Source organism: Streptomyces sp. NPDC020489 (assembly GCF_044386545.1).
In the GTDB taxonomy this organism is placed as follows: Bacteria; Actinomycetota; Actinomycetes; order Streptomycetales; family Streptomycetaceae; genus Streptomyces.
Window position 1 is genome coordinate 297,026 of the sequence record NZ_JBIRUZ010000012.1, and the last position, 20,033, is coordinate 317,058.

A 20,033-nucleotide genomic window follows, 5' to 3' on the forward strand; every position below is an offset into this window, starting at 1 on the left:
TGGCTCAGCACGCCAGCGCGTCGAGGTGCGCCCGCCGCACCACCGACGTCTGCCCCTGCACCAGCAGGAACATCCCCTCCCGGAACAGCCGTTGGGCGGGGTGGTCGACGTCCATGGTGCGGCCGCCCCCGGCCACGACCGCCGCCGTCGTGGCCGCGCGCATCAGGTCGTACGACCGCTTCTTCAGCGCCAGGCGTTCCTCGACGCGCTCGTGTGCGACGGGGTGCTCGGCCAGCTCGTACGCCTGCCGCCGCACCTCGTCGACCAGGCCGCGCAGTTCCTGGGCCGTCCCCGCCTCCCCGTTCTCCTCCAGCACGCGGACCGCGGCGTACGCCACCCCGAAGACGGCCGGGGAGGCGTTGGTGCTGCGGGGCAGGTCGACGAGGGCGAACTTCTCGCGCGGGGTGTGCAAGGCCACGCTCTCCTCCGGCAGCCACAGACCCGTGAGCTCGAGGGAGACCGTGCGGGCGGCGGTGAGCGCGGCCAGCCGCATCGGCTCGGAGGCCCGCAGTCCCGGCTGCTCGCGGGCCTCGGCGAACGCGAACACGATCTCGTCGGAGTCGGTCACGCCCGCGAGCAGCAGCACGTCGTTCAGGCCCCAGCCCGTGTACCAGGGCACGGTCCCGTCGAACCGCCAGCCGTCCTGATCCGCCGTCGCCCGCACCAGGACCCGGGGAAAGGCGCGGACATGGGCGTAGGCGATGCCGGCCAGCAGGCCGCCGGTCGCCAACGGGCCCAACAGGCGTTCACGCACCGGGAGTTCGGTCTTGGCGAGCATCCGTACCGGAGTGTGGTGCTGCGTCTGCACGAACCAGGTCGAGCAGCACGCCCCCGCCAGGATCTCCTGGATCTCCCGCGCCACCGGGTCGGGGGCACCCGCCCCGCCGTACGCGCGCGGCGCGCTCACACCCAGCAGCCCCGACCGTCGGATCGCCTGAAGGTGACTCGCGGGCACCTCCGACCGGTCGACGAGGGCCGCCTGAGGGGCGAGGAGACGGTCGGCGAGCTCCTGGGCCCGGGCGACGAGCGGGTGCGCTGCGATGGTCATGAAAGGGATTCTCCCGACCCCGCGGCCCGCGATGCCGCACCGGGTGACGCGATGCCGCACCGGGTGACCTGCGCGCGCCGGGCCGCCCCGGAGCCTCAGGGCCGCCGGTCCCCAGGATCGAGCTCGGTGAGGACGTCGAAGTCCAGCCCGTCGGCGCGCGCCAGATAGATCCGCTGCCGCACATGCCGGCCCCGCAGGTGCAGCAGCCCGCGCGGCCCCTCGTACGACACCGTCCCGGCCGCCGCGCCGATCGCCGTCACGTCCAGCGTCCCGGCCCGCTTGAGGAGTGCGGCGAGCAACAGCACCCCCTCGTAGCAGGATTCGCCGAGGCTGCCGAGCGTGGGCGCCTCGATGCCGTACCGCTGGGCGTACTGGCCGTGGAAGTCCAGGGTGTCCTGGTTGGCGAGCGAGGCGAAGAAGCCGGCGGTGCTGTACAGCTCCTCGGTGGCCGAAGGGCCGCTCGCCAGCAGCATGTTCTCGTCCATGAGGGTGCTGAGCCGGAGGCAGCGCGCCGCCAACCCGCAGGCGGCGAAAGCCCGGTTGAAGCGCACCGCGTCGCTGCCCACCAGCAGCATGAGCACCGCGTCCGCCCCGGACCGCTCGATGCGCCGCAGCACCGGTCCGAAGTCGTGCGTGCCGAGCGGGAGATAGGCCTCCGCCTCGACCGCGCCGCCGCACTCGCGCGCGTACCCCTGCGCCGCCCGTGCCGTACGCCGGGGCCACACATAGTCGTTGCCGACGACGAACCAGCGACGCACCCGCCGCTCGTGCGTCAAGAGCCGTATGGCGGGCCTCAGTTGGTCGCGTGGCGTCTCGCTCGTCAGGAACACCCCGGCGGTGTGCTCGCCGCCCTCGTACAGGGCGGTGTAGACGTAGGGCACCCGGTGGGCGATCCGCGGCGCCAGGGCCTGCCGGACCGAGGAGATGTGCCAACCCGTGACGCCCCGCACGACCCCCAGGTCCACCAGGGCCTCGACGTGGTCGGCGATCTCCCGCGGTGTCCGCCCGCCGTCCACGGGAACCAGCCGCACCTCCCGGCCCAGCACCCCGCCCGCCCGGTTGACCTCCTCGGCCGCCAGCTGCGCGCACAGCTCGCAGGTGGGCCCGAACATCCCGGCCGGACCCTGCATCGGGAACACGAGGGCCACGCCGAGCACGGAGTCGTCGGCAGTGAACCACTCGGCCGCGGGGGGAACGTGCCGGAACATGCCGTCATGATTTCCGGTCCGCCCGGTGAACTCCAGCCCGTCTCATACGATGTACACACCCCGTGACCTAGGAGCACGATGCCCACCTCATCCGCGCGTCCGCCCCGCGACCTCGTGCAGCTTCTGACCCGGGTCGAGCGGCTGGCCGCGCGCCGCCTCCAGGCCGCTCTGGAGGCGGAGGGCTGCTCCCTGGACACCTGGCGGGTGCTCGGGCTGCTGTCCGAGGGGGAGGGGCAGCACATGACGGCGATAGCCGAGGCCGCGTTCCTGCCGCCGCCGACGCTGACGAAGCTCGTCGACCACCTCGTCGACCAGAACCTGGTCCACCGCCGCGTCGACCCGCTGGACCGGCGCCGCGTCCTCGTCCACCGCACTCCGCGCGGTGAGGAGTACTGGCGACGTGTCGACGGTGTGGTCCGCGCCGACTGGCCCACGCTCGACGAGGGCGACGCGCTCGAACTGCGCACCCTGCTGGAGAAACTCGCGGGGGCCTTGGAGGGCTCCGTTCGGGTGTGATCGCGGTGTAGCGGAAAGTTACTTACGTGGTAGGGGAATGTATTCCGCCGCAGAAAAGGTTGGCAATTACATCCAACCATCCGAGGCCGTGCCCAGCGGCCGCGCAGCACCAGCGAGGCACCATGAACCAGCCCACCCTCGAGCAGCCCGCCGACATCGTGGCCAGGCTGCGCGCCACCTTCCGCACCGGCCGCACCAAGCCCGTCGCATGGCGCACCACCCAGCTGCGGCGCCTGCGCGAGATGCTCACCGAGCACGGCACCGATCTCGCCGGTGCCCTCCACGCCGACCTGGGCAAGAGCACCACCGAGGCCTACCGCACCGAGATCGACTTCGTGATCCGCGAGATCGACCACACCCTCGACCACCTGGACGACTGGCTGCGCCCCGAGCCCGCCCCCGTGCCGCCGCACCTCGGCACCGACGCCACCGCCTGGACGCAGGTCGACCCGCTCGGCGTGGTCCTCGTCATCGCCCCCTGGAACTACCCGGCCCAGCTCCTCCTCGCCCCCGTCGTGGGCGCCCTGGCCTCCGGGAACGCGGTCGTGGTCAAGCCCAGCGAGCTGGCCCCCGCCACCTCCGCCGCCCTCGCCCGGCTGCTGCCCGCCTTCCTCGACACCGAGGCCTTCGCGGTCGTCGAGGGCGGCGTCCCGGAGACCACGGCCCTGCTGGCGGAGCGTTTCGACCACATCTTCTACACCGGCAACGGCACGGTCGGCCGCATCGTGATGCGCGCCGCCGCCGAACACCTCACCCCGGTCACCCTCGAACTCGGCGGCAAGTCCCCGGCGTTCGTCGACCGCGACGCCGACCTCAGCGTCGTCGCCGACCGGCTGGCCCGCGGCAAGTTCCTCAACGCGGGCCAGACCTGCGTCGCCCCCGACTACGTCCTGACCGACCCGGAGACCGCGGCCGCGCTGGAGCCCGCGCTCACCAAGGCGGTCGAGGCCCTGTTCGGCACCGACGCGTCGACCTCCGCCGAATACGGCCGCATCGTCAACGAACGCCACTTCGACCGGCTGAGCGGACTGCTCGACTCCGGGCGGGTCGTCGTGGGCGGCGCCACCGACCGTACGAGCAAGTACATCGCGCCCACCGTGCTCGCCGACGTCGACCCCGCCTCGCCCGTCATGCGGGAGGAGATCTTCGGCCCGATCCTGCCCATCGTCACCGTCCCCGACCTCGACGGCGCCATCGACTTCATCAATGACCGCGACAAGCCCCTCGCCCTGTACGTCTTCAGCGAGTCGCGCGACACACGGGACCGGATCGCCGCCGAGACCTCCTCCGGCGGCCTGGGCCACGGCCTCCCGCTCGCCCATCTCACCGTCTCCGACCTGCCGTTCGGCGGCGTGGGTGAGAGCGGCATGGGCAACTACCACGGGCGCTACTCGATCGAGACCTTCAGCCACCGCAAGGCAGTGCTGGACAAGCCGCTCGGCTGAGGCGCGTGGGGTGGACCGGCGGCGTACCTGCGGCGACCGCCCGGCCGAGGCCCGTCGCGACGGACGGGGCCGTACCCGCGGCCATCCCCCAGGTGATGCCGGACGCCGCTGAGGTTGTCCGTGGTGAACTGGTTCCATGCGCACACGTGTTGTGGGAGTCGACATCGGTTCCGTGGCTCTGGGCCGGTTCGCGTGGGCGGCGGTCGACGCCCCCGCGCCGGAGCTCGTGGCCCAGGGGAGCGATCCGGAGACGGCCGTCCGCGCACTGGCCGAGGGGCTGATGTCGGACGGCAGGGCGGCGCTCGTGCTGGAGGCGCCCGTGTCCGTACCCGTGCCGGACGACTGGCGGGGCCTGGGCCGGGCGCGGGCCGGCGAGGGAAACCGGCCCTGGTCGGCCGGAGCGGGCGCCGGCGCCCTGGCCACCGGCCTCGCCCAGGCCGCGTGGCTGCTCGCGCGCCTGGCCGACGTACTCCCCGGCACGGCGGCCACCACCCGCCCCGACCGCTGGACGGCCCCCGACGGCCCCTGTCTCCTCCTCGCCGAGGCCCTGGTCTCCGGCGCCGGCAAGCCCGTTCCCACGGCCGCCGGACCGCACGCCGCCGACGCCGAGGCGGCCGCCCGGGGACTGGCCGAGCGTCTGCCCGACCTCACCACCGACGTCCGGTGCGCACCGCACCGCCCGTTCAACCTGCTCGCCGCCGCCGCGCTCTGGGCCGGGCTGGACTTGCCACCCACGGAACTCCACGACGAGGTCGTGGTCGTCCGGGCCCGCCCGGACGCGGGCCGGGCGACCCCCTGACGGATGACCACCGTCCACGCGCGGAGGACCCGAGGTCCCTCAACCGCTCACCGGGCGCGCCCTGGTCAGCGGACGCACGCTCTACGGCGTCGGGCTCGCCTCGTCCTACGGCGCCTGCGATCCGGTGACGCCGCGACACCCGGTGTGTGGGAGCCTGCTCGCCCTCTCCTGCGGTGCCTGCGATCCGATGGCGCCATGACACCCGGTGTACGGGGGAGCCAGCTCGCCCCCCCTCCTGCGGCGCCTGCGATCCGATGGCGCCGCGACCCCCGGTGTGCGGGAGCCGGCTCGCCCCCTCCTCTGGCTCCAGCGATCCGATGGCGCCATGACACCCGGTGTATGGGAGTCGGCTCGCCACCTGCCACGGCGCATGCCGTACGGTCCAGCCATGACGCACACCCAACCCCCGCACCCGGCCACCCGATGAGCGGCTGGTGGGACTACCTGGAGGAACGGACCCGGCACAGCGTCGACGACGACGTGCTGAACGACCGCCGGATCATGGCGCTGAAGTCGGTCTGGGAGGCCCTGAAACCGCTGGGACTGGGCCTGCGCGAAGCGGAGATCGTGGTCCAGGCGCGCTACGAGGCCCTCGGCGACCGCGTGCGGTTCCGGCCCCCCGATCCCCTCGACACCCCCTCGCTCGCGGCGCGCGCGGCGGCGCTCCCGGGCCGGGTGGCCGCCGTCGAGGCCCTCTGGGACGGCGACACCGTCCACGACTGGTTCGTGGTGCTGGTCGCCGTCCTGGACGACCCCGCCGGGGAGGGCCACCTGGCGATCGTCCACCACCGCCGGGGCGCACCCTCACCGAGCGCCCGCGCGACCGAGGCGGGCCGGGCCCTGGCCGACCACCTCGGGGTCCCCTTCCACTTCGGCTCCCCGGACGTCCCCGACGACGAGGCCCCGCGCTGGCGGAGCTGACGCACGGGTCCGTAAAGACACCGCTCACCCCCGAACCCTGTGTGACACTCCGTTGATGACCTCCGAAACGATCACCGCGGACGCCGCGGGCACGTGGAAGCTCGGCGACCTCACCGTCAACCGCCTCGGCCTCGGCGCGATGCGGCTGACGGGCAGCGCCGCCTTCCACCACGGCACCCCGAGCGACCGGCACCGCGCGATCGCCGTACTGCGCAAGGCGATCGAGCTCGGCGTCGACCACATCGACACGGCGGCCTTCTACTTCTCCTCCCTGCGCTCCGCCAACGAACTGATCAACACCGCGCTGGCCCCCTACCCCGAAGACCTGGTCGTCGCCACCAAGGTCGGCCCCTTCCGTGACTGGTCGGGGGAGTGGGGCACCTCCGCCCGCCCCGAGGACCTGCGCGGCCATGTCGAGGAGAACCTGCGCCAGTTGGGCCGCGACCACCTGGACCTGGTGTACCTGCGCCGCATGCGACAGGACTCCATCGCCGAGCACTTCGGCGCCCTCGCCGACCTGCGTGAGGCCGGACTGATCCGCCACCTCGGCATCTCGTCCGTGGAACCCCGTCACCTCACCGAGGCCCAGGCCATCGCCCCGGTGGTCAGCGTCCAGAACCGCTGCGCCCTGGACCGCCCCGACGAACTCCTGCGCGTCTGCGGCGAACAGGGCATCGCCTACGTCCCGTTCTACGCGGTCGCCGGTGACGCGGGCGAGCACGGCGCGACCGGCAGCCACGACGACGAGGTGCTCGCGGTCGCCCGCGCCCAAGGTGTGAGCCCCGCCCAGATTCGCCTCGCCTGGACCCTGCACCAGGGCCCGCACGTACTCGCCATCCCCGGCACCGGCAACCCCGACCACCTCGTGGAGAACGTGGCGGCCGGGGCGATCCGGCTGACCGAGGACGAGCTGGCCAAGCTCAACTCGGCGCACATGCCGAGGGGTTGATCAGTCCGTGTGGCCGATCACGGGATAGTGGTCGGACAGGTTCGTGTAGGTGTGGTCGGTGCCCCAGCTCGACACCGTCCAGGGCGCCGACTCCTCCTTGACGACCTCGTTGCGCCACACCGACGGACGGGCGTGACCCGCGCGGTACAGGACGTGATCCAGGTCCTCGCGCGGGTCGTCCGGGTAGCGCTCCCGGGCGACCGAGTTCGCGCCGGTGTCGAAGGAGTACGGGTGCCCGGTGCGCGCGTCGGCGCCGACGAGCCCTCCGTCGACGAGCATCGAGGCGTACTCGGCGGAACGCGAGTCGACGTTCAGATCGCCGGCCACGACGACCTGCTCGCCCGCGGGGATGTTCTTGGCGTCCAGGAACGCGTCGATCGCCCTGAACTGCCGGGCCCGCATCGCCGCCGCCTCACCGGCACCGCACCCCGGGTCCGTCGACTGCGCATGCGTGCCGACCACATGCACACGTGCCCCGCCGACGTTCAACACCACATACGCGAAGCCCTTGTTGGACCACCAGTCGGCCCCGCACGCGTCCTTGAACACATACTGCTCCTTGCGCAGCACCGGCCATTTGCTGAGCACCGCGACCCCGCCGTCCTCGGGTGTCGTCGCCGAGTACGCCCCGCCGGTCGCGTCCCAGCCGTCCTTGCTCCGCCCCACCACCGGCGTCTGGTACGGGTATTCGCCCGCCGCCGCTCTCTTCAGCGCGTCCGACGAGGAGTTGTCGAACGCCTCCTGGAGCACCACGACGTCGTTGCCGTGGAAGAAGGAGGCTTTGGGGATCTCCGCGGCCCTGTGGTCCTGACCCCAGTTCGGATAGAGCGTCTTGCTGAACAGAAAGGCGTTGTACGTCAGCACCCGCACGGGCGTCACCTCGGGGGCGGCCGTGGCGGCGGGCGCGGCGGTGGCCGCGAGGGCGAGGGCGAGCAGGGTCGCGCCGAGGGTGCGGCGCGGTGCGAGAGGCGTCACTGGATCTCCCTTGAGGGTGGAGGGTTTGAGTGGCGCCGCACATCAAACCACCGGTGATTACTCCCAGGTAACTCCCGTGCGGGGAAAGAACGTCGGGCAGTGGTACGTCCGGCTCGGCCACCTCAGACCAGCCAGCCCCCGTCCCGCATGAGATGCCGTCGGGGCAGCTCGCGTTGCTCGTGCCAGGCCTGTACCGCGGTGGGCCGCACCTCGAAGAAGGCGTACGACGGGCTGTCCTGCCGTGGATCCCAGCCGGTCTTGGCCAGGAACGCCTCGGCGGCCTCGGCCGGTACCTCGGTCAGGGGGTGCGTGCGGACGTCACCGTCGACGAGCACGACATCCCGCGTGTCCGCCAGGGCCAGACGGGTGCGGCCCCCGTCCCGCAGATTGCGGCCGGTCGGGTTGGTCACCCGGGTCACCAGCCACACGCGCTCGGCGTGCCAGACGAACCAGAGCGGCACCATGCACGGCACCCCGTCACCGTCCGCCGAGGCCACCCAGATGTCGGTCTCCCCCTCCAGGCGTCCCAGGACATCCCTCTTGCGCTCGGCGCCACTGCGCGGCGGCGGCTCGTCGATCTTCATACCCGGACGCTAACCGCCGCACGACCGGCCCAGCGTCGGTCCCAGGGCGGGCGCTCGCTCAGCCAAGGGTCCTAGGCCGGACCCCGCCACAAGAACTGGCGTTCACCAAGTTTTACGTATAACCTCTTCCGCTAATCGCCCCTGGCACCCGCCCCCCGGCACCGGCCCACGGCATCCTCCCCCGACGCCCTCCGAAAGGCTCCGATGAGACGCATCGCCCTGGTCACCCTCGTCGTCGACGACTACGACGAGGCGATCCGCTTCTACACCGAGGCCCTCGGCTTCCGGCTCGCCGAGGACGCCCCGCGCCCCGACGGCTCCCGCTGGGTCGTCGTGGAGCCGGCCGCGGAGGGCGGCACCGCCCTGCTGCTGGCCCGCGCCAAAAACGATGCCCAGCGCGGCCGGGTCGGCGACCAGACCGGCGGGCGCGTCGGCTTCTTCCTGCACACCGACGACTTCGCCCGTGACCACGCGCGGATGAGTGCCGCCGGCGTGACCTTCCTGGAGGAGCCGCGCCACGAGCCCTACGGCTCGGTGGCCGTCTTCCAGGACCTGTACGGCAACCGCTGGGACCTGCTCCAGCCGGCCGGCTGACACTCCGCCCGCTCCAGCCGGCCGGCTGACCCTGGCCCGCCCTTGCAGCCGGCTCGCTGGACCGCCCCGCCCCTGAAGCCCTCAGCTCCCTGAACCCCCCAGCTCCCTGAACCGCCCCGCTCGAAGAAAGACCCTGCCATGACTGCTACGCGCGTAGACGCCGATGTGATCCGCCGCCTCCCCAAGGCCGTCCTGCACGACCACCTCGACGGCGGCCTGCGCCCCACCACCGTGGTGGAACTCGCGGCCGCGGTCGGCCACACCCTGCCCACCACCGACCCGGACGAGCTGGCCGCCTGGTACTACGACGCCGCCAACTCCGGCGACCTGGTCCGCTACATAGCCACCTTCGAGCACACCCTCGCCGTGATGCAGACCCGCGAGGGCCTGCTGCGCACCGCCGAGGAGTACGTCCTGGACCTCGCCGCCGACGGTGTCGTCTACGGCGAGGTGCGCTACGCCCCCGAGCTCAACACCAACGGCGAGCTGACCATGGCCGAGGTCGTCGAGACCGTCCAGGAGGGCCTCGCGGCCGGTATGGCGAAGGCCGCGGCCGCCGGGACGCCGGTCCGGGTCGGCACGCTGCTGTGCGGGATGCGGATGTTCGACCGGGTGGCCGAGGCCGCCGACCTCGCGGTCGCCTTCCGTGACGCCGGTGTCGTCGGCTTCGACATCGCGGGCGCCGAGGACGGCTTCCCGCCCGCCGACCACCTCGCCGCCTTCGAGCACCTGCGCCGCGAGAGCGTGCCGTTCACCATCCACGCCGGAGAGGCCCACGGCCTGCCCAGCATCCACCAGGCCGTGCAGGTCTGCGGCGCCCAGCGCATCGGCCACGGCGTCCGCATCACCGACGACATCGTCGACGGCAAGCTCGGCCGACTCGCCGGGTGGGTGCGCGACCGCCGAATCGCCCTGGAGATGTGCCCGACCTCCAACCTCCAGACCGGCGCCGCCGACTCCATCGCCGAGCACCCCATCACCGCCCTGAAGGACCTGGGCTTCCGCGTCACCCTCAACACCGACAACCGGCTCGTGTCGGGCACCACGATGACCCGCGAGATGTCCCTGCTGGTCGAGGAGGCGGGCTGGACGCTGGAGGACCTGCGCACCGTCACGGTGAACGCCCTCAAGAGCGCGTTCATCCCGTTCGACGAGCGCAAGGCCCTCATCGAGGGCGTCGTCCTGCCGGGCTACGCGCTCTGAAGCAGCCCGCGGACGTAGGCGGCCTGTCCGGCGTGCTCCAGATCGTCGGCCAGGACGCTGACCAGGCGGACGCCCAGGGTGACCGGCGGATCCCAGTTCGTGTCCACGACCCGTTCCAGGTCCGCCGCGGTCAGCCCGCCCAGCGCCCTGAGGCTCTGCGCGTGGACGGCGTCGTAGTAGCCGGTCAGCAGCTCCGCGGAGTCGACCCGCACCTTCGCGACCTGGGCGGAGGTGTGGCCGTACCCGTGGTCCTCGGGTGGCAGGTCGAGGTTGAAGCGCTTCTGCCACTCCTGGGCGAGCCACACCTGCTCCAGGCCGAAGGCGTCGGCGAGGTGGTCGTCCTGGATCCGGGTGAGGTGCCAGACCAGCCAGGCGATGGAGTTCGCCTCCGGGCCGGGCCGGGCGTTGAGGTCGTCGGGGCCCAGGCCCTCGACGGCGGCGTGGACTTCTTCTTGGATGCGGCTGTATCCGTCGATGAGGATGTCCTTGGCATGCATACCGTCCACCATCGCGCACCCGGCCGGTTCATGCGTCCGGAATCCAGCTGCCGTGGAAGCCGAGCGGCACCCGCCCCGGCAGATGGATGCGGGCCAGCGGCGCGCCGGTGAAGTCCTGCGCCGAGAGGATCACCAGGTCGGACGCCCCGCGATCGGGATCGTGCACGTACGCGATGGCGTACCCGTCGTCCTCGGCCCTGGCGTGTTCGCGCGGCACGAACACGGCCTCGCTCGCCGCGGCGCCCCGGGGCAGCCGGTGGACCTCGGTCGTGCCGCGGAACAGGTCGTGCTTGATGAGGGCGTTGCCGAAGGCCCGGTCGGGCGGGCTGCCGTCGACCGCCATGTAGGCCAGCGTCATCTCGGCGGACGCCGCCGCGTAGCCGTAGCGGTGCCGGCGGGACACGAGCGCCTCGTTCACGCGGGGAAACTCCTGCGGGCGGTCGTCCAGGGTCCTGGTCCGCACCCGGCCGTGGCGCAGGTCGATCGTCCAGCGGTCGAGCCTCGGGGTGCCCGCTCCGTAGGGGCCGCCCGAGCCGTTGCCGGCGACGAGGAACGGCGCGTCGAAGTTCGTCGTGTCGACGACGATGTACGGGCCCTCCTCGTACGCGTTGAGGGTGTGCGAGTAGAAGACCGGGTCGGCCTCGAACCAGCGGACCTCGCCGCCCTTGCGCGGCAGCACGCCGACCCGTGCCGGGTGCCGGTCGTTCCAGACGTACGGGACGAGGTCGCCGCGTTCGGCGCCCGCCGGGTCGAAGGTGACCGGCATGTCGAGGATGACGACGTAATGCTCGGTGAGGGCGAAGTCGTGGATCATCGGCGCGTCCGCGACCGGGATCCTGGTGCTGCGGGACACCCGTCCCGTCGGGTCCACGACCAGGTGGCGGACGTGGTCCCAGGTCGGGTAGTAGGCGATGGCGTGCAGCTCGCCGGCCCGGGCGTCGAACTTGGTGTGCGCGGTGAACGCGCCCTCCAGGGTGCCCCGGAAGTCGTACGTGCCCACGGTGTTGAGCTCGTCGTCGAGTTCGTAGGGCAGCGGCCCGCTCTCCTGGAGCGCGAGGATGCGTCCCCGGTGCCCGATCACATGGGTGTTGCAGGGGAAGTCGTCCGGCGGCACCGGGCCCGGATACGGCTCGCCGAGCTTCTTCGCCACCTGCGAGGAGCGCACCCAGCGGTTGCGGTACCACTCGGCGCGGCCCTCGCGCAGTCGGACGCCGTGCACCATGCCCTCGCCGAGCATCCAGTGGTGGGCGCGGGGGTCTTCGAGCCCCAGGACGTTGGGGCCGTTGCGCAGGTAGCGGCCGTTGAGGTCGTGCGGTACGCGCCCGGTGACCGGCAGGTCGAAGGCCGTCAGCTCCTGGGTGGCGGGTGCGAACGCGCCCTCCAGGAAGGGGAAGTGCCGTGTGGTGGGCGCCTGGGGCGCCGCGACGGCCGGGCGTGCTCCCGCGCCGGTGCCGACCAGTCCGCCGGCCGCCGCGATCGCCGCCGCGCCGCGCAGTACGTTCCGTCGCGTGTGGTCCGTCATCTTCCGTACTCCTGACCGTGGTTGTCGTGAGGGACGGTCACGAGTCTGCGGTCGGGGACGGGCCGGGTCAGGAGCGCTGGGCCCCCTCCTGGGGTGTATCCAGACCCCCTGTTTCCAGCAGCGCCATCAGGGCCCGGGCCGCCGGGCTGGTGGCCTGCTCGGGCGGCAGCAGGGCGACCGTCTCGTACACGGTCTCGCCGGTGCCCTTGACCGGCAGGGCGGTCAGTCCCGGCCGCTTGTGCCGGAAGTGGCGGGGCACGACGGCGACGCACAGGCTTTCGTCCACCAGGTCGAGCAGACTGTGCACGTCGTTGACCTCCAGCGCGACCGACCGGCGCACTCCGGCAGCCGCGAACGCGGCGTCGGTGGTCCGGCGCGGCCCCCAGTCCGGGTGGAAGTCGACGAAGACCTCGCCGGCGAGGTCCTCCGGGGTCACGGCGGCGCCGGCCCGTGCCAGCCGGTGGCTCGGATGGCACAGGACGGTCATCGACTCGCCCGACAGCGGGACGACCCTGAGCTGGTCGAGGTCCTCCTGCTGCCCCCGTACCGCGAACGCCAGGTCCAGGCGCCCGGCCGCGACCTCCTCCGCGAGCGCGCCCGAGCCCGCCTGCCGCAGACAGATTTCCACGTCCGGATGGGCCCGCCGGAACGCGGCGAGCAGGCCCGCCACGTGCACCCCGGCGATGCACTGCTCCGAGCCGAGCGTGAGCATGCCGCGCAGCACCCCCTGCACCGCGGCGACCGCCTCGTGGGCCGACCGCACCTGTGCCAGGATCCGCTCCGCCTCACCCAGCAGCGCCCGCCCGGCCGGGGTGAGCGTCACCCGTCGGGTGGTACGGACGAACAGCGGTGTCTGGAGTTCCCGCTCCAGCGCCCGGATGGACGCGGACAGGCCCGACTGGGACACCAGCAGGCGTTCGGCGGCCCGGGTGAAGTGCTGGTCCTCGGCGACCGCGACGAAGTGCTGGAGATGGCGCAGTTCCATGACTCAGAAGCGTATCCGCTGAATTCCATCGGATTCTTCTGTTGGACCAATGCCCACAGGTCACGAAAGAGTAGGAAGGCGGTTCTCAGGCAAGCCGCCCCCACCGTGTCAACCCCTCTGGAGTCGCGTTGTACACCGCACACCCCGACCGCTACGCGGACATGCCCTACCGGCGCACCGGACGCAGCGGTCTGAAGCTCCCCGCGATCTCGCTCGGTCTGTGGCACAACTTCGGCCCGGCGGACCGAACCGTCGAGACGCAGCGCGCCATCCTGCGCCGCGCCTTCGACCTCGGCGTCACCCACTTCGACCTCGCCAACAACTACGGTCCGCCGCCCGGCGCCGCCGAGTCCGCCTTCGGCGAGGCCCTGAAGTCCGACCTCGCCGGCTACCGCGACGAGCTGGTCATCTCCACGAAGGCCGGCTATCTGATGTGGCCCGGCCCGTACGGCGAGTGGGGCTCGCGCAAGTACCTGCTGTCCTCGCTGGACCAGAGCCTGACCCGGATGGGCCTGGACTACGTCGACATCTTCTACTCGCACCGCCCCGACCCGGAGACTCCGCTGGAGGAGACGATGGGCGCCCTGCACACGGCGGTCCAGCAGGGCAAGGCGCTGTACGTCGGCATCTCCAACTACGACGCCGAGCAGACCCGCGAGGCGGCCCGCATCCTCGGCGAGCTGGGCACCCCGCTGCTGATCCACCAGCCGCGCTACTCGATGCTGGACCGGCGTCCCGAGGAGGAGGGCGTGCTGGACGCCCTGGACGAGGTCCAGGCCGGTTCGATCGTCTTCTCCCCGCTGGAGCAGGGTCTGCTCACCGGCCGCTACCTCGACGGCATCCCCGAGGACTCGCGGGCCGCGAGCGACAGCCCCTTCCTGAACTCCGACGCCGTCACCGAGGACCTCGTCGCCCAGCTGCGCGAGCTGAACGACATCGCCCAGTCCCGTGGTCAGACGCTGGCGCAGATGGCGCTGGCCTGGGTGCTGCGCGGCGGCCGGGTCACCTCCGCCCTCGTCGGCGCGAGCAGCCCGCAGCAGATCGAGGACAGCGTCGGCACCATCCGCAACCTCGACTTCGACGACGAGGAGCTGGCCCGCATCGACGCGGTGCTCAAGAAGTAGCGCCGTTTCGTTCAGAGGCGTTCCTGGAGGCGGACGGTCACCGTGTCGCCCGCCTCCTTGCCGATGGCCTCACGCACCTCGGCCTTCACGGGCAGCTTGTGCCTGCCGTCGCCGAGGGCCATGAAGGAGCTGCGGAAGGGGTGCCCGTCGATCGTGCCGCGCACCTTCACCAGACCGCGCGTGCCGAAGAACGCGACCGACTCGGGCCAGACCAGATAGGTCCAGCCACCCTCGTTCGGGCTTCTGACCAGCTCGGCGGTGAACTCCCGGTCCAGTTTCACGCTCATGGTCGTCGCCTCTCGCTCGCGGTGGTCCCCTCCTGAGAAGACCACCGCGAGCGGCGGAACTCATCGTCAGGCGGCGGGCACCCGGTCCAGGAAGCCGAGGACCGACCGGATGCGGCCCTGCTCGTCCAGGGTGATCACGTCGAAACCGGCGACGGGCGCGCTGCCGTCGGCCTCGTTCACCAGCTCCCAGGAGAAGCGGGCGGTGTCGTGATGGCCGTCGACCACCCCGGTGGGGCGGAAGGCGAAACCCGGGAACTGCTCGTGCGCCGCCGCGATCACCGCGGCGATCCCCTCGTGTCCGGCGACCTCGGCCAGCGGGTCGGTGTAGGTGCCGTCGGCGGACCAGGCGGCCGCGACCGCCTTGGTCAGGGTCTCCGGGTCGAGGGCGTTCCAGGCCTCGAAGTAACGCGCGACGGCACTCTCGTAACGGTCGGTGGTGGCGGGCATGAGAAATCAGCCTCCGTCGAGGTCGTATTCGCTGGTCATGGGCCGGGTCCCGCTGGGGTGACCCGGTACCGACAGCCTGCCCGCGCCGAAGCGGCCCGTCGATTACCTCTCACGTCATGGTGAGGCCCGCCGCATTTCGGCCAACTCCGGTGGTGAATATGCCAGGAGAGTGGCCAAAAAACCGTGGTGACAGTGTTTCGCTAGTGAACATACTCAACTGACAGGACGTTCACATCCAGCGAGGATGTGATCACACACCGCACATGATCCACGGTACCCGCAGCACGCGAGCCGCACCGAAAGCGAGGCAAGCCGAAAGGCGCACGACGCGACGGGGGAGTGAACGTGCACGACGAATTTTTGTGCCATGTCACCGCGTACGGAACCTGCGAGGGGAAACGTATCGGCGTGCCCCTGGGCAGCTACCGTGCCCCCACCCTCGCGCTCGCGCTGTGGTGGCTGCGCGACCGGGCGTCATGGATCGCCGAGCGCCTGGACCCCCGGCCCGACGTCGGCGGGATCCCGCCGAACGCGCTTGTCCCGGTCGCTGACACCGTCCCCGACGTCCCCGCCGTGCTGCGTGCCTGGTGCTGTGACGACGCCCAACAGGAGCGGGTGGCCGACGAGTTGGCGGCGGGCCGGCTGATCCGGATCGCCACCTTCGACGAGACCACCGAGTACGAGCTGCTCGCCGAGTCGGTCGACGCCCTGCGGATGCAGCGGACCATCCCGGCGCTGGTCGTCTCCGTGGGCTGAGCCGCCCTCCCGGGGTGCGGACCGGCGCATATCCGGACGGACAGCCGTCCTCCCGGAGCCCGGACAGGCGCATATCCGTACGGATCGATAGAATTCCGGCATGGCAGAGCGGCCGAACGCGCCGACTGCGCCCGAACTCGTCCTGGAGACCGACTCGGGCTCCACGGTGATGAGTCCGAGCCGCGACTATCACGTCGGACGCGATCCGTTGAGCGACATCTTCATCGACGACGCCCGGGTCTCCTGGCACCACGCGGTGCTGCGGCCCGAGGCCGACCACTGGACCCTGGAGGACGAGCACAGCACGAACGGCACCTACGCCGACGGCCGGCGCATCGACGAGTGGAGCGTCGGACCCGGCAGCGTGATCCGTTTCGGCAGCCCCTCCGACGGCCCTCGGGCGGTGCTGACCGGCACCGCTCCGCTGGTGCCCCGGGAGCGCCCCTCCGCGGTGTCCATGCCCGCCCTGACCGGCACCTTCCGCCAGCCCACCACCGTCAGGCCGCTGCCCTCCCGCACCGTTCGCATCGGCCGCGCCGCCGACAACGACCTCGTCATCGACGACCTGGTCGTCTCCCGCCGCCACGCCGAGCTGCGCGCCCTCCCCGACGGCAGCTACGAGATCGTCGACCTCGGCAGCCACAACGGCACCTACCTCAACGGCGGCCCCGTCACCCGCGCCCCGCTCGGCCCCGGTGACGTCGTCGGCATCGGCCACTCCGCGTTCTGCCTGGTCGGCGACGAACTCCAGGAGTACGTCGACACCGGCGAGGTCTCCCTCGACGTGCAGGACCTCTCGGTCGCCGTCGACCACGGGCGCAAGACCCTCCTGGACCAGGTGTCGTTCCCGGTGGGGGAGAAGTGCCTGCTCGCGGTGGTCGGACCCAGCGGCGCGGGCAAGTCCACCCTGCTCGGCGCCCTGACCGGCCAGCGCCCCGCCGACCACGGCACCGTCCTGTACGACGGCCGCGATCTCTACCGCGACTACGCCGAGCTGCGCCAGCGCATCGGACTGGTCCCGCAGGACGACATCCTGCACGCCCAGCTCACCGTCCGTGCCGCCCTCTCCTACGCCGCCGAACTGCGCTTCCCGCAGGACACCGCCAAGGCCGAGCGGCGGGCACGGGTCGAGGAGGTCATCCGCGAACTGGGCCTGGAGCAGCGCGCCGACCAGGCCGTGCACAGCCTCTCCGGCGGCCAGCGCAAGCGCGTCAGCGTCGCCCTGGAACTGCTGACCAAGCCGTCCCTGCTCTTCCTCGACGAGCCGACCTCCGGCCTCGACCCCGGCATGGACCGCTCGGTGATGCACATGCTGCGCGGCCTCGCCGACGACGGCCGTACCGTCATCGTCGTCACCCACAGTGTCCTCAGCCTGGACGTCTGCGACCGGCTCCTCGTCCTCGCCCCCGGCGGGAGGATCGCCTACTACGGCCCGCCCGAGGACACCCTCGCCTACTTCGGCTACCAGCAGTGGCCCGAGGCCTTCGAGGCCTTCGAGCGCGACCAGGACCGGGACTGGGCGGGGGAGTTCCGCGCCTCGTCCTTCCAGCGGCGGTACGTCAGCGATGCCACCGGCCAGCCCCGGGTGCCGCGCTCGGGCCCCGTCGTCATCGCCCCGCCGCCCAGGCCGCGCAGCCGGGGTGCCCAGCTCGGCACCCTGATCCGCCGCTACGCCACCGCGCTCGCCGCCGACCGGACCTTCCTGGCCATCATGATCGCCCTGCCGTTCGTGATGGGCGCGATGGCCCGTGCGCTGGCGGGCAGCGCGCTGACCCAGGAGACGGCGATGAACGCGCTGCTCATCCTGTGCGTCGGCGGAGTGCTCACCGGCGCGGCCAACGCGGTGCGCGAACTGGTCAAGGAACGCACGATCTACCAGCGCGAACGCGCCGTCGGCCTGTCCAGATCGGCGTATCTGCTCTCCAAGGTCGTCGTGCTCGGCGCGGTCACCGTGCTCCAGGCGGTCGTCCTGACCCTGGTCGGCCTGTTCGGCGTCGACCTCAACGCGCCCGGCGGCGAAGGCGTGTTGATGCCGCCCCTGGTCGAGATCACCGTCGCCGTCGCGCTGCTGGCGTTCACCGCGATGATGCTCGGCCTGCTGGTCTCGGCGCTGGTGCGCAAGGAGGAGGTGACGATGCCGCTGCTGGTGCTGCTCGCCATCGTCCAGGTGGTCTTCTGCGGCGCCCTGCTGAAGCTCGACGGGGTGCCGGGTCTGGAGCAGCTGTCCTGGCTGGTGCCCTCGCGCTGGGCGCTGGGCGCGATGGCGGGCACGGTGGGCCTCGCCCGGATCGTGCCCGGCGAGCTGACCGCCGACCCGCTCCTGCGCCACTCGACGGGAGTGTGGCTGCTCGACGTGACCATGCTGGTCGTGCTGTCGGCCGTCTTCGGCCTCGCCGTGTCCCGGCTGCTGCGCCGGCACGAACCGGCCGTGCTGCGGAAGTAGGGGAAGCCCATGACGACCGACGACCCCGGGTGCGAAGGCAGGCCCGCATGATGACGACCCACCGCCGCGGGCGCGCTCGATGACGGCGCGGGACTCCGGGCGCGGAAGCGGGTGTGCGGGATGGTGACCCCCGGCTTCCGGCCCACTCACGTCGTCCCGCAGAACGGCATGGCCGCCTGGGACGCCCCCGACCCCGCCCGGCCCACGGTCCCCCTCGACCCGCTGCTGCCGGTGCAGCTGGTGGAGCGGCGCGGCGACTGGGGTCACGTGCTGTGCGCCAACGGCTGGTCGGCCTGGGTCGACGGCCGCTGCCTGGTCGCCGTACCCCCGGATCCGCCCGCCGCGGACAGCGCGCTCGCCCGCACCGCCGATCCGCGTCCGCTGCTGGCCCGCGCCGAGCAGGCCCTGGCCGGCTACCGGGCCGCGGTGGAGGAACGGGCCGCGGGCGGCCTCGACGGCGAGGCCTTCCAGGCCCGCACCCGCGGACAGCGCATCGGCGTGGTCGTCGACGGCGAGTCCGTCTGGCTCTACGACGCCCAGCACGGCCGCTGGGTGTACGCCGACGGCACCCGACTGAACACCTACGCGGCCGACGAGCCGCCCCGCACCGCCCCCGCGGACCATGCCGCCACCCAGGTCGTGACGCCCGATGGCCCGTGACACGAGCCTGTTCTCCGGACGGCCCTCCGAGCTGATCGGGCGGACCATCGCGGGCTACCGCATCGAGCGCGAGATCGGCCGGGGCGGCATGGCCGTCGTCTACCGGGCCCTCGACCTGCGCCTGGAGCGCACCGTCGCCCTCAAGCTGCTCGCCCCCGAACTCGCCCGCAACGACACCTTCCGCCGCCGCTTCACCCACGAGTCCCGGGCCGCCGCCTCCATCGACCACCCGCACATCGTCCCCGTCTTCGAGGCCGGTGAGACGGACGACGTGCTGTACATCGCGATGCGGTACGTCGAGGGCAGCGACCTGCGTCATCTCCTGGACCGCCAGGGCCCGTTGACCCCCGCGGCCGGTCTGCGCATCGCCGCCCAGATCGCCTCCGCGCTGGACGCGGCCCACGACCACGGGCTGGTCCACCGGGACGTCAAACCCGGCAACATCCTGGTCGCCCGCGGCACCGACAGCGACCACCCCGAGCACGCCTACCTCACCGACTTCGGCCTGACCAAGAAGTCGCTGTCGCTGACCGGCTTCACCACGGTCGGCCAGTTCGTCGGCACCCTGGACTACGTGGCCCCGGAGCAGATCTCCGGCAAGCCGGTCGACGGGCGCTGCGACGTCTACGGCTTCGCCTGTGTCGTCTACGAAACCCTCGCCGGGCGCCCCCCGTTCCTGCGGGACGACGACATGGCCCTGCTGTGGGCCCACCAGTACGACGAGCCGCCCCCGCTCACGGAGTCCCGCCCCGACCTCGCCCCGGCCGTCGACGCCGTGTTCGCGCGCGGCCTCGCCAAGAGCCCCGACGACCGCTACGACTCCTGCCTCGCCTTCGTGGCGGCCCTGCGCCTGGCCGTGACGACCGCCGACCACCCCGGCGGCCACCCGCCCACGGAGGTGGACCTGAGGGTCGTGGGAATCCCCCGCGAGGGCCCGAGGCAACCGCCGCCGTGGGCCCGGCCGGTCTTCAGAGGCGGCTAGGGCCTGTTGCGAAAGTGGCCTCTGCCGCGCGACGCCCGGCACGCACTCTCGCCGCACCGCCCGAAAGCCCGAGTACGCCCAGTACGAG

21 protein-coding genes are annotated in these 20,033 nt (G+C 72.2%); 12 read left to right on the forward strand and 9 right to left on the reverse strand.

Annotated features, from left to right (window positions below; all coding sequences use genetic code 11):
• Positions 1-4: 4 nt before the first annotated feature.
• Positions 5-1,048: an acyl-CoA dehydrogenase family protein gene (locus ACH41F_RS30205; protein ID WP_398838307.1), complete on the reverse strand. Its 1,044-nt coding sequence runs from the start codon at positions 1,046-1,048 to the stop codon at positions 5-7.
• 95 nt (positions 1,049-1,143) lie between these two features.
• Positions 1,144-2,256 carry an ABC transporter substrate-binding protein gene (locus ACH41F_RS30210; protein ID WP_391231790.1) on the reverse strand — a complete coding sequence of 371 codons (1,113 nt, stop codon included), beginning with the start codon at positions 2,254-2,256 and terminating at the stop codon, positions 1,144-1,146.
• A 78-nt stretch (positions 2,257-2,334) separates the two neighbouring features.
• Here ACH41F_RS30210 and ACH41F_RS30215 point away from each other — a divergent pair, with 78 nt between their 5' ends.
• From ACH41F_RS30215 to ACH41F_RS30235, 5 genes are all read left to right on the forward strand, one after another.
• Positions 2,335-2,772 carry a MarR family transcriptional regulator gene (locus tag ACH41F_RS30215; protein ID WP_391231791.1) on the forward strand — a complete coding sequence of 146 codons (438 nt, stop codon included), beginning with the start codon at positions 2,335-2,337 and terminating at the stop codon, positions 2,770-2,772.
• A 65-nt stretch (positions 2,773-2,837) separates the two neighbouring features.
• Positions 2,838-4,217: an aldehyde dehydrogenase family protein gene (locus ACH41F_RS30220; protein ID WP_391232339.1), complete on the forward strand. Its 1,380-nt coding sequence runs from the start codon at positions 2,838-2,840 to the stop codon at positions 4,215-4,217.
• A gap of 136 nt (positions 4,218-4,353) precedes the next feature.
• Positions 4,354-5,016, forward strand: coding sequence for a hypothetical protein (locus tag ACH41F_RS30225; protein ID WP_391231792.1), 663 nt, complete (start codon positions 4,354-4,356; stop codon positions 5,014-5,016).
• A gap of 423 nt (positions 5,017-5,439) precedes the next feature.
• Positions 5,440-5,937 (forward strand): hypothetical protein, encoded by a 498-nt coding sequence (locus tag ACH41F_RS30230; RefSeq protein WP_391231793.1) that lies wholly within the window; start codon positions 5,440-5,442, stop codon positions 5,935-5,937.
• Between the two features lie 55 nt (positions 5,938-5,992).
• A complete protein-coding gene (locus ACH41F_RS30235) occupies positions 5,993-6,886 on the forward strand; it encodes an aldo/keto reductase (protein ID WP_391231794.1) in 894 nt (297 codons plus the stop codon).
• On the opposite strand, the gene sph is transcribed toward ACH41F_RS30235, so the two are convergent.
• Both sph and ACH41F_RS30245 read right to left on the reverse strand, forming a co-directional pair.
• Positions 6,887-7,861 carry a sphingomyelin phosphodiesterase gene (sph, locus tag ACH41F_RS30240; protein ID WP_391231795.1) on the reverse strand — a complete coding sequence of 325 codons (975 nt, stop codon included), beginning with the start codon at positions 7,859-7,861 and terminating at the stop codon, positions 6,887-6,889. It lies immediately after the preceding gene.
• A 122-nt stretch (positions 7,862-7,983) separates the two neighbouring features.
• Complete coding sequence (locus ACH41F_RS30245; RefSeq protein ID WP_391231796.1) at positions 7,984-8,445, reverse strand: pyridoxamine 5'-phosphate oxidase family protein; 462 nt, start codon at positions 8,443-8,445, stop codon at positions 7,984-7,986.
• Between the two features lie 204 nt (positions 8,446-8,649).
• On the opposite strand from ACH41F_RS30245, the gene ACH41F_RS30250 reads away from it, so the two are divergent.
• Both ACH41F_RS30250 and ACH41F_RS30255 read left to right on the forward strand, forming a co-directional pair.
• Positions 8,650-9,039 carry a VOC family protein gene (locus ACH41F_RS30250; protein WP_391231797.1) on the forward strand — a complete coding sequence of 130 codons (390 nt, stop codon included), beginning with the start codon at positions 8,650-8,652 and terminating at the stop codon, positions 9,037-9,039.
• A 138-nt stretch (positions 9,040-9,177) separates the two neighbouring features.
• On the forward strand, positions 9,178-10,242 hold the full coding sequence (locus ACH41F_RS30255) for an adenosine deaminase (RefSeq protein WP_391231798.1): 1,065 nt from the start codon (positions 9,178-9,180) through the stop codon (positions 10,240-10,242).
• Here the strand turns inward: ACH41F_RS30255 and ACH41F_RS30260 are convergent.
• From ACH41F_RS30260 to ACH41F_RS30270, 3 genes are all read right to left on the reverse strand, one after another.
• Positions 10,230-10,739, reverse strand: coding sequence for a DUF664 domain-containing protein (locus ACH41F_RS30260; protein WP_391231800.1), 510 nt, complete (start codon positions 10,737-10,739; stop codon positions 10,230-10,232). The two genes, ACH41F_RS30255 and ACH41F_RS30260, sit on opposite strands and share 13 nt — an antisense overlap.
• 28 nt (positions 10,740-10,767) lie before the next feature.
• Positions 10,768-12,261, reverse strand: a complete 1,494-nt coding sequence (locus ACH41F_RS30265; protein ID WP_391231801.1) for a carotenoid oxygenase family protein — start codon at positions 12,259-12,261, stop codon at positions 10,768-10,770.
• A gap of 67 nt (positions 12,262-12,328) precedes the next feature.
• Positions 12,329-13,246: a LysR substrate-binding domain-containing protein gene (locus tag ACH41F_RS30270; protein ID WP_391231802.1), complete on the reverse strand. Its 918-nt coding sequence runs from the start codon at positions 13,244-13,246 to the stop codon at positions 12,329-12,331.
• Between the two features lie 128 nt (positions 13,247-13,374).
• Between ACH41F_RS30270 and mgrA the strand changes: the two genes are divergently transcribed.
• Complete coding sequence (mgrA, locus tag ACH41F_RS30275) at positions 13,375-14,370, forward strand: L-glyceraldehyde 3-phosphate reductase (protein WP_391231804.1); 996 nt, start codon at positions 13,375-13,377, stop codon at positions 14,368-14,370.
• Positions 14,371-14,381: 11 nt separating this feature from the next.
• Here mgrA and ACH41F_RS30280 read toward each other — a convergent pair whose 3' ends face one another.
• Positions 14,382-14,657: a DUF1905 domain-containing protein gene (locus tag ACH41F_RS30280; RefSeq protein ID WP_391231805.1), complete on the reverse strand. Its 276-nt coding sequence runs from the start codon at positions 14,655-14,657 to the stop codon at positions 14,382-14,384.
• A 66-nt stretch (positions 14,658-14,723) separates the two neighbouring features.
• Entirely contained in the window at positions 14,724-15,104 is a 381-nt protein-coding gene (locus ACH41F_RS30285) for a nuclear transport factor 2 family protein (RefSeq protein WP_391231807.1), read from the reverse strand.
• A gap of 345 nt (positions 15,105-15,449) precedes the next feature.
• Between ACH41F_RS30285 and ACH41F_RS30290 the strand changes: the two genes are divergently transcribed.
• The 4 genes from ACH41F_RS30290 to ACH41F_RS30305 all read left to right on the forward strand — a co-directional run bounded on the left by ACH41F_RS30290 (position 15,450) and on the right by ACH41F_RS30305 (position 19,945).
• A complete protein-coding gene (locus ACH41F_RS30290) occupies positions 15,450-15,860 on the forward strand; it encodes a hypothetical protein (protein WP_391231809.1) in 411 nt (136 codons plus the stop codon).
• A gap of 100 nt (positions 15,861-15,960) precedes the next feature.
• Entirely contained in the window at positions 15,961-18,303 is a 2,343-nt protein-coding gene (locus ACH41F_RS30295) for an FHA domain-containing protein (RefSeq protein ID WP_391231810.1), read from the forward strand.
• A gap of 120 nt (positions 18,304-18,423) precedes the next feature.
• Positions 18,424-18,963, forward strand: coding sequence for a hypothetical protein (locus ACH41F_RS30300; RefSeq protein WP_391231811.1), 540 nt, complete (start codon positions 18,424-18,426; stop codon positions 18,961-18,963).
• A complete protein-coding gene (locus ACH41F_RS30305) occupies positions 18,953-19,945 on the forward strand; it encodes a protein kinase (RefSeq protein WP_391231813.1) in 993 nt (330 codons plus the stop codon). The genes ACH41F_RS30300 and ACH41F_RS30305 overlap by 11 nt, the downstream gene beginning before the upstream one ends.
• Positions 19,946-20,033: the final 88 nt, after the last annotated feature.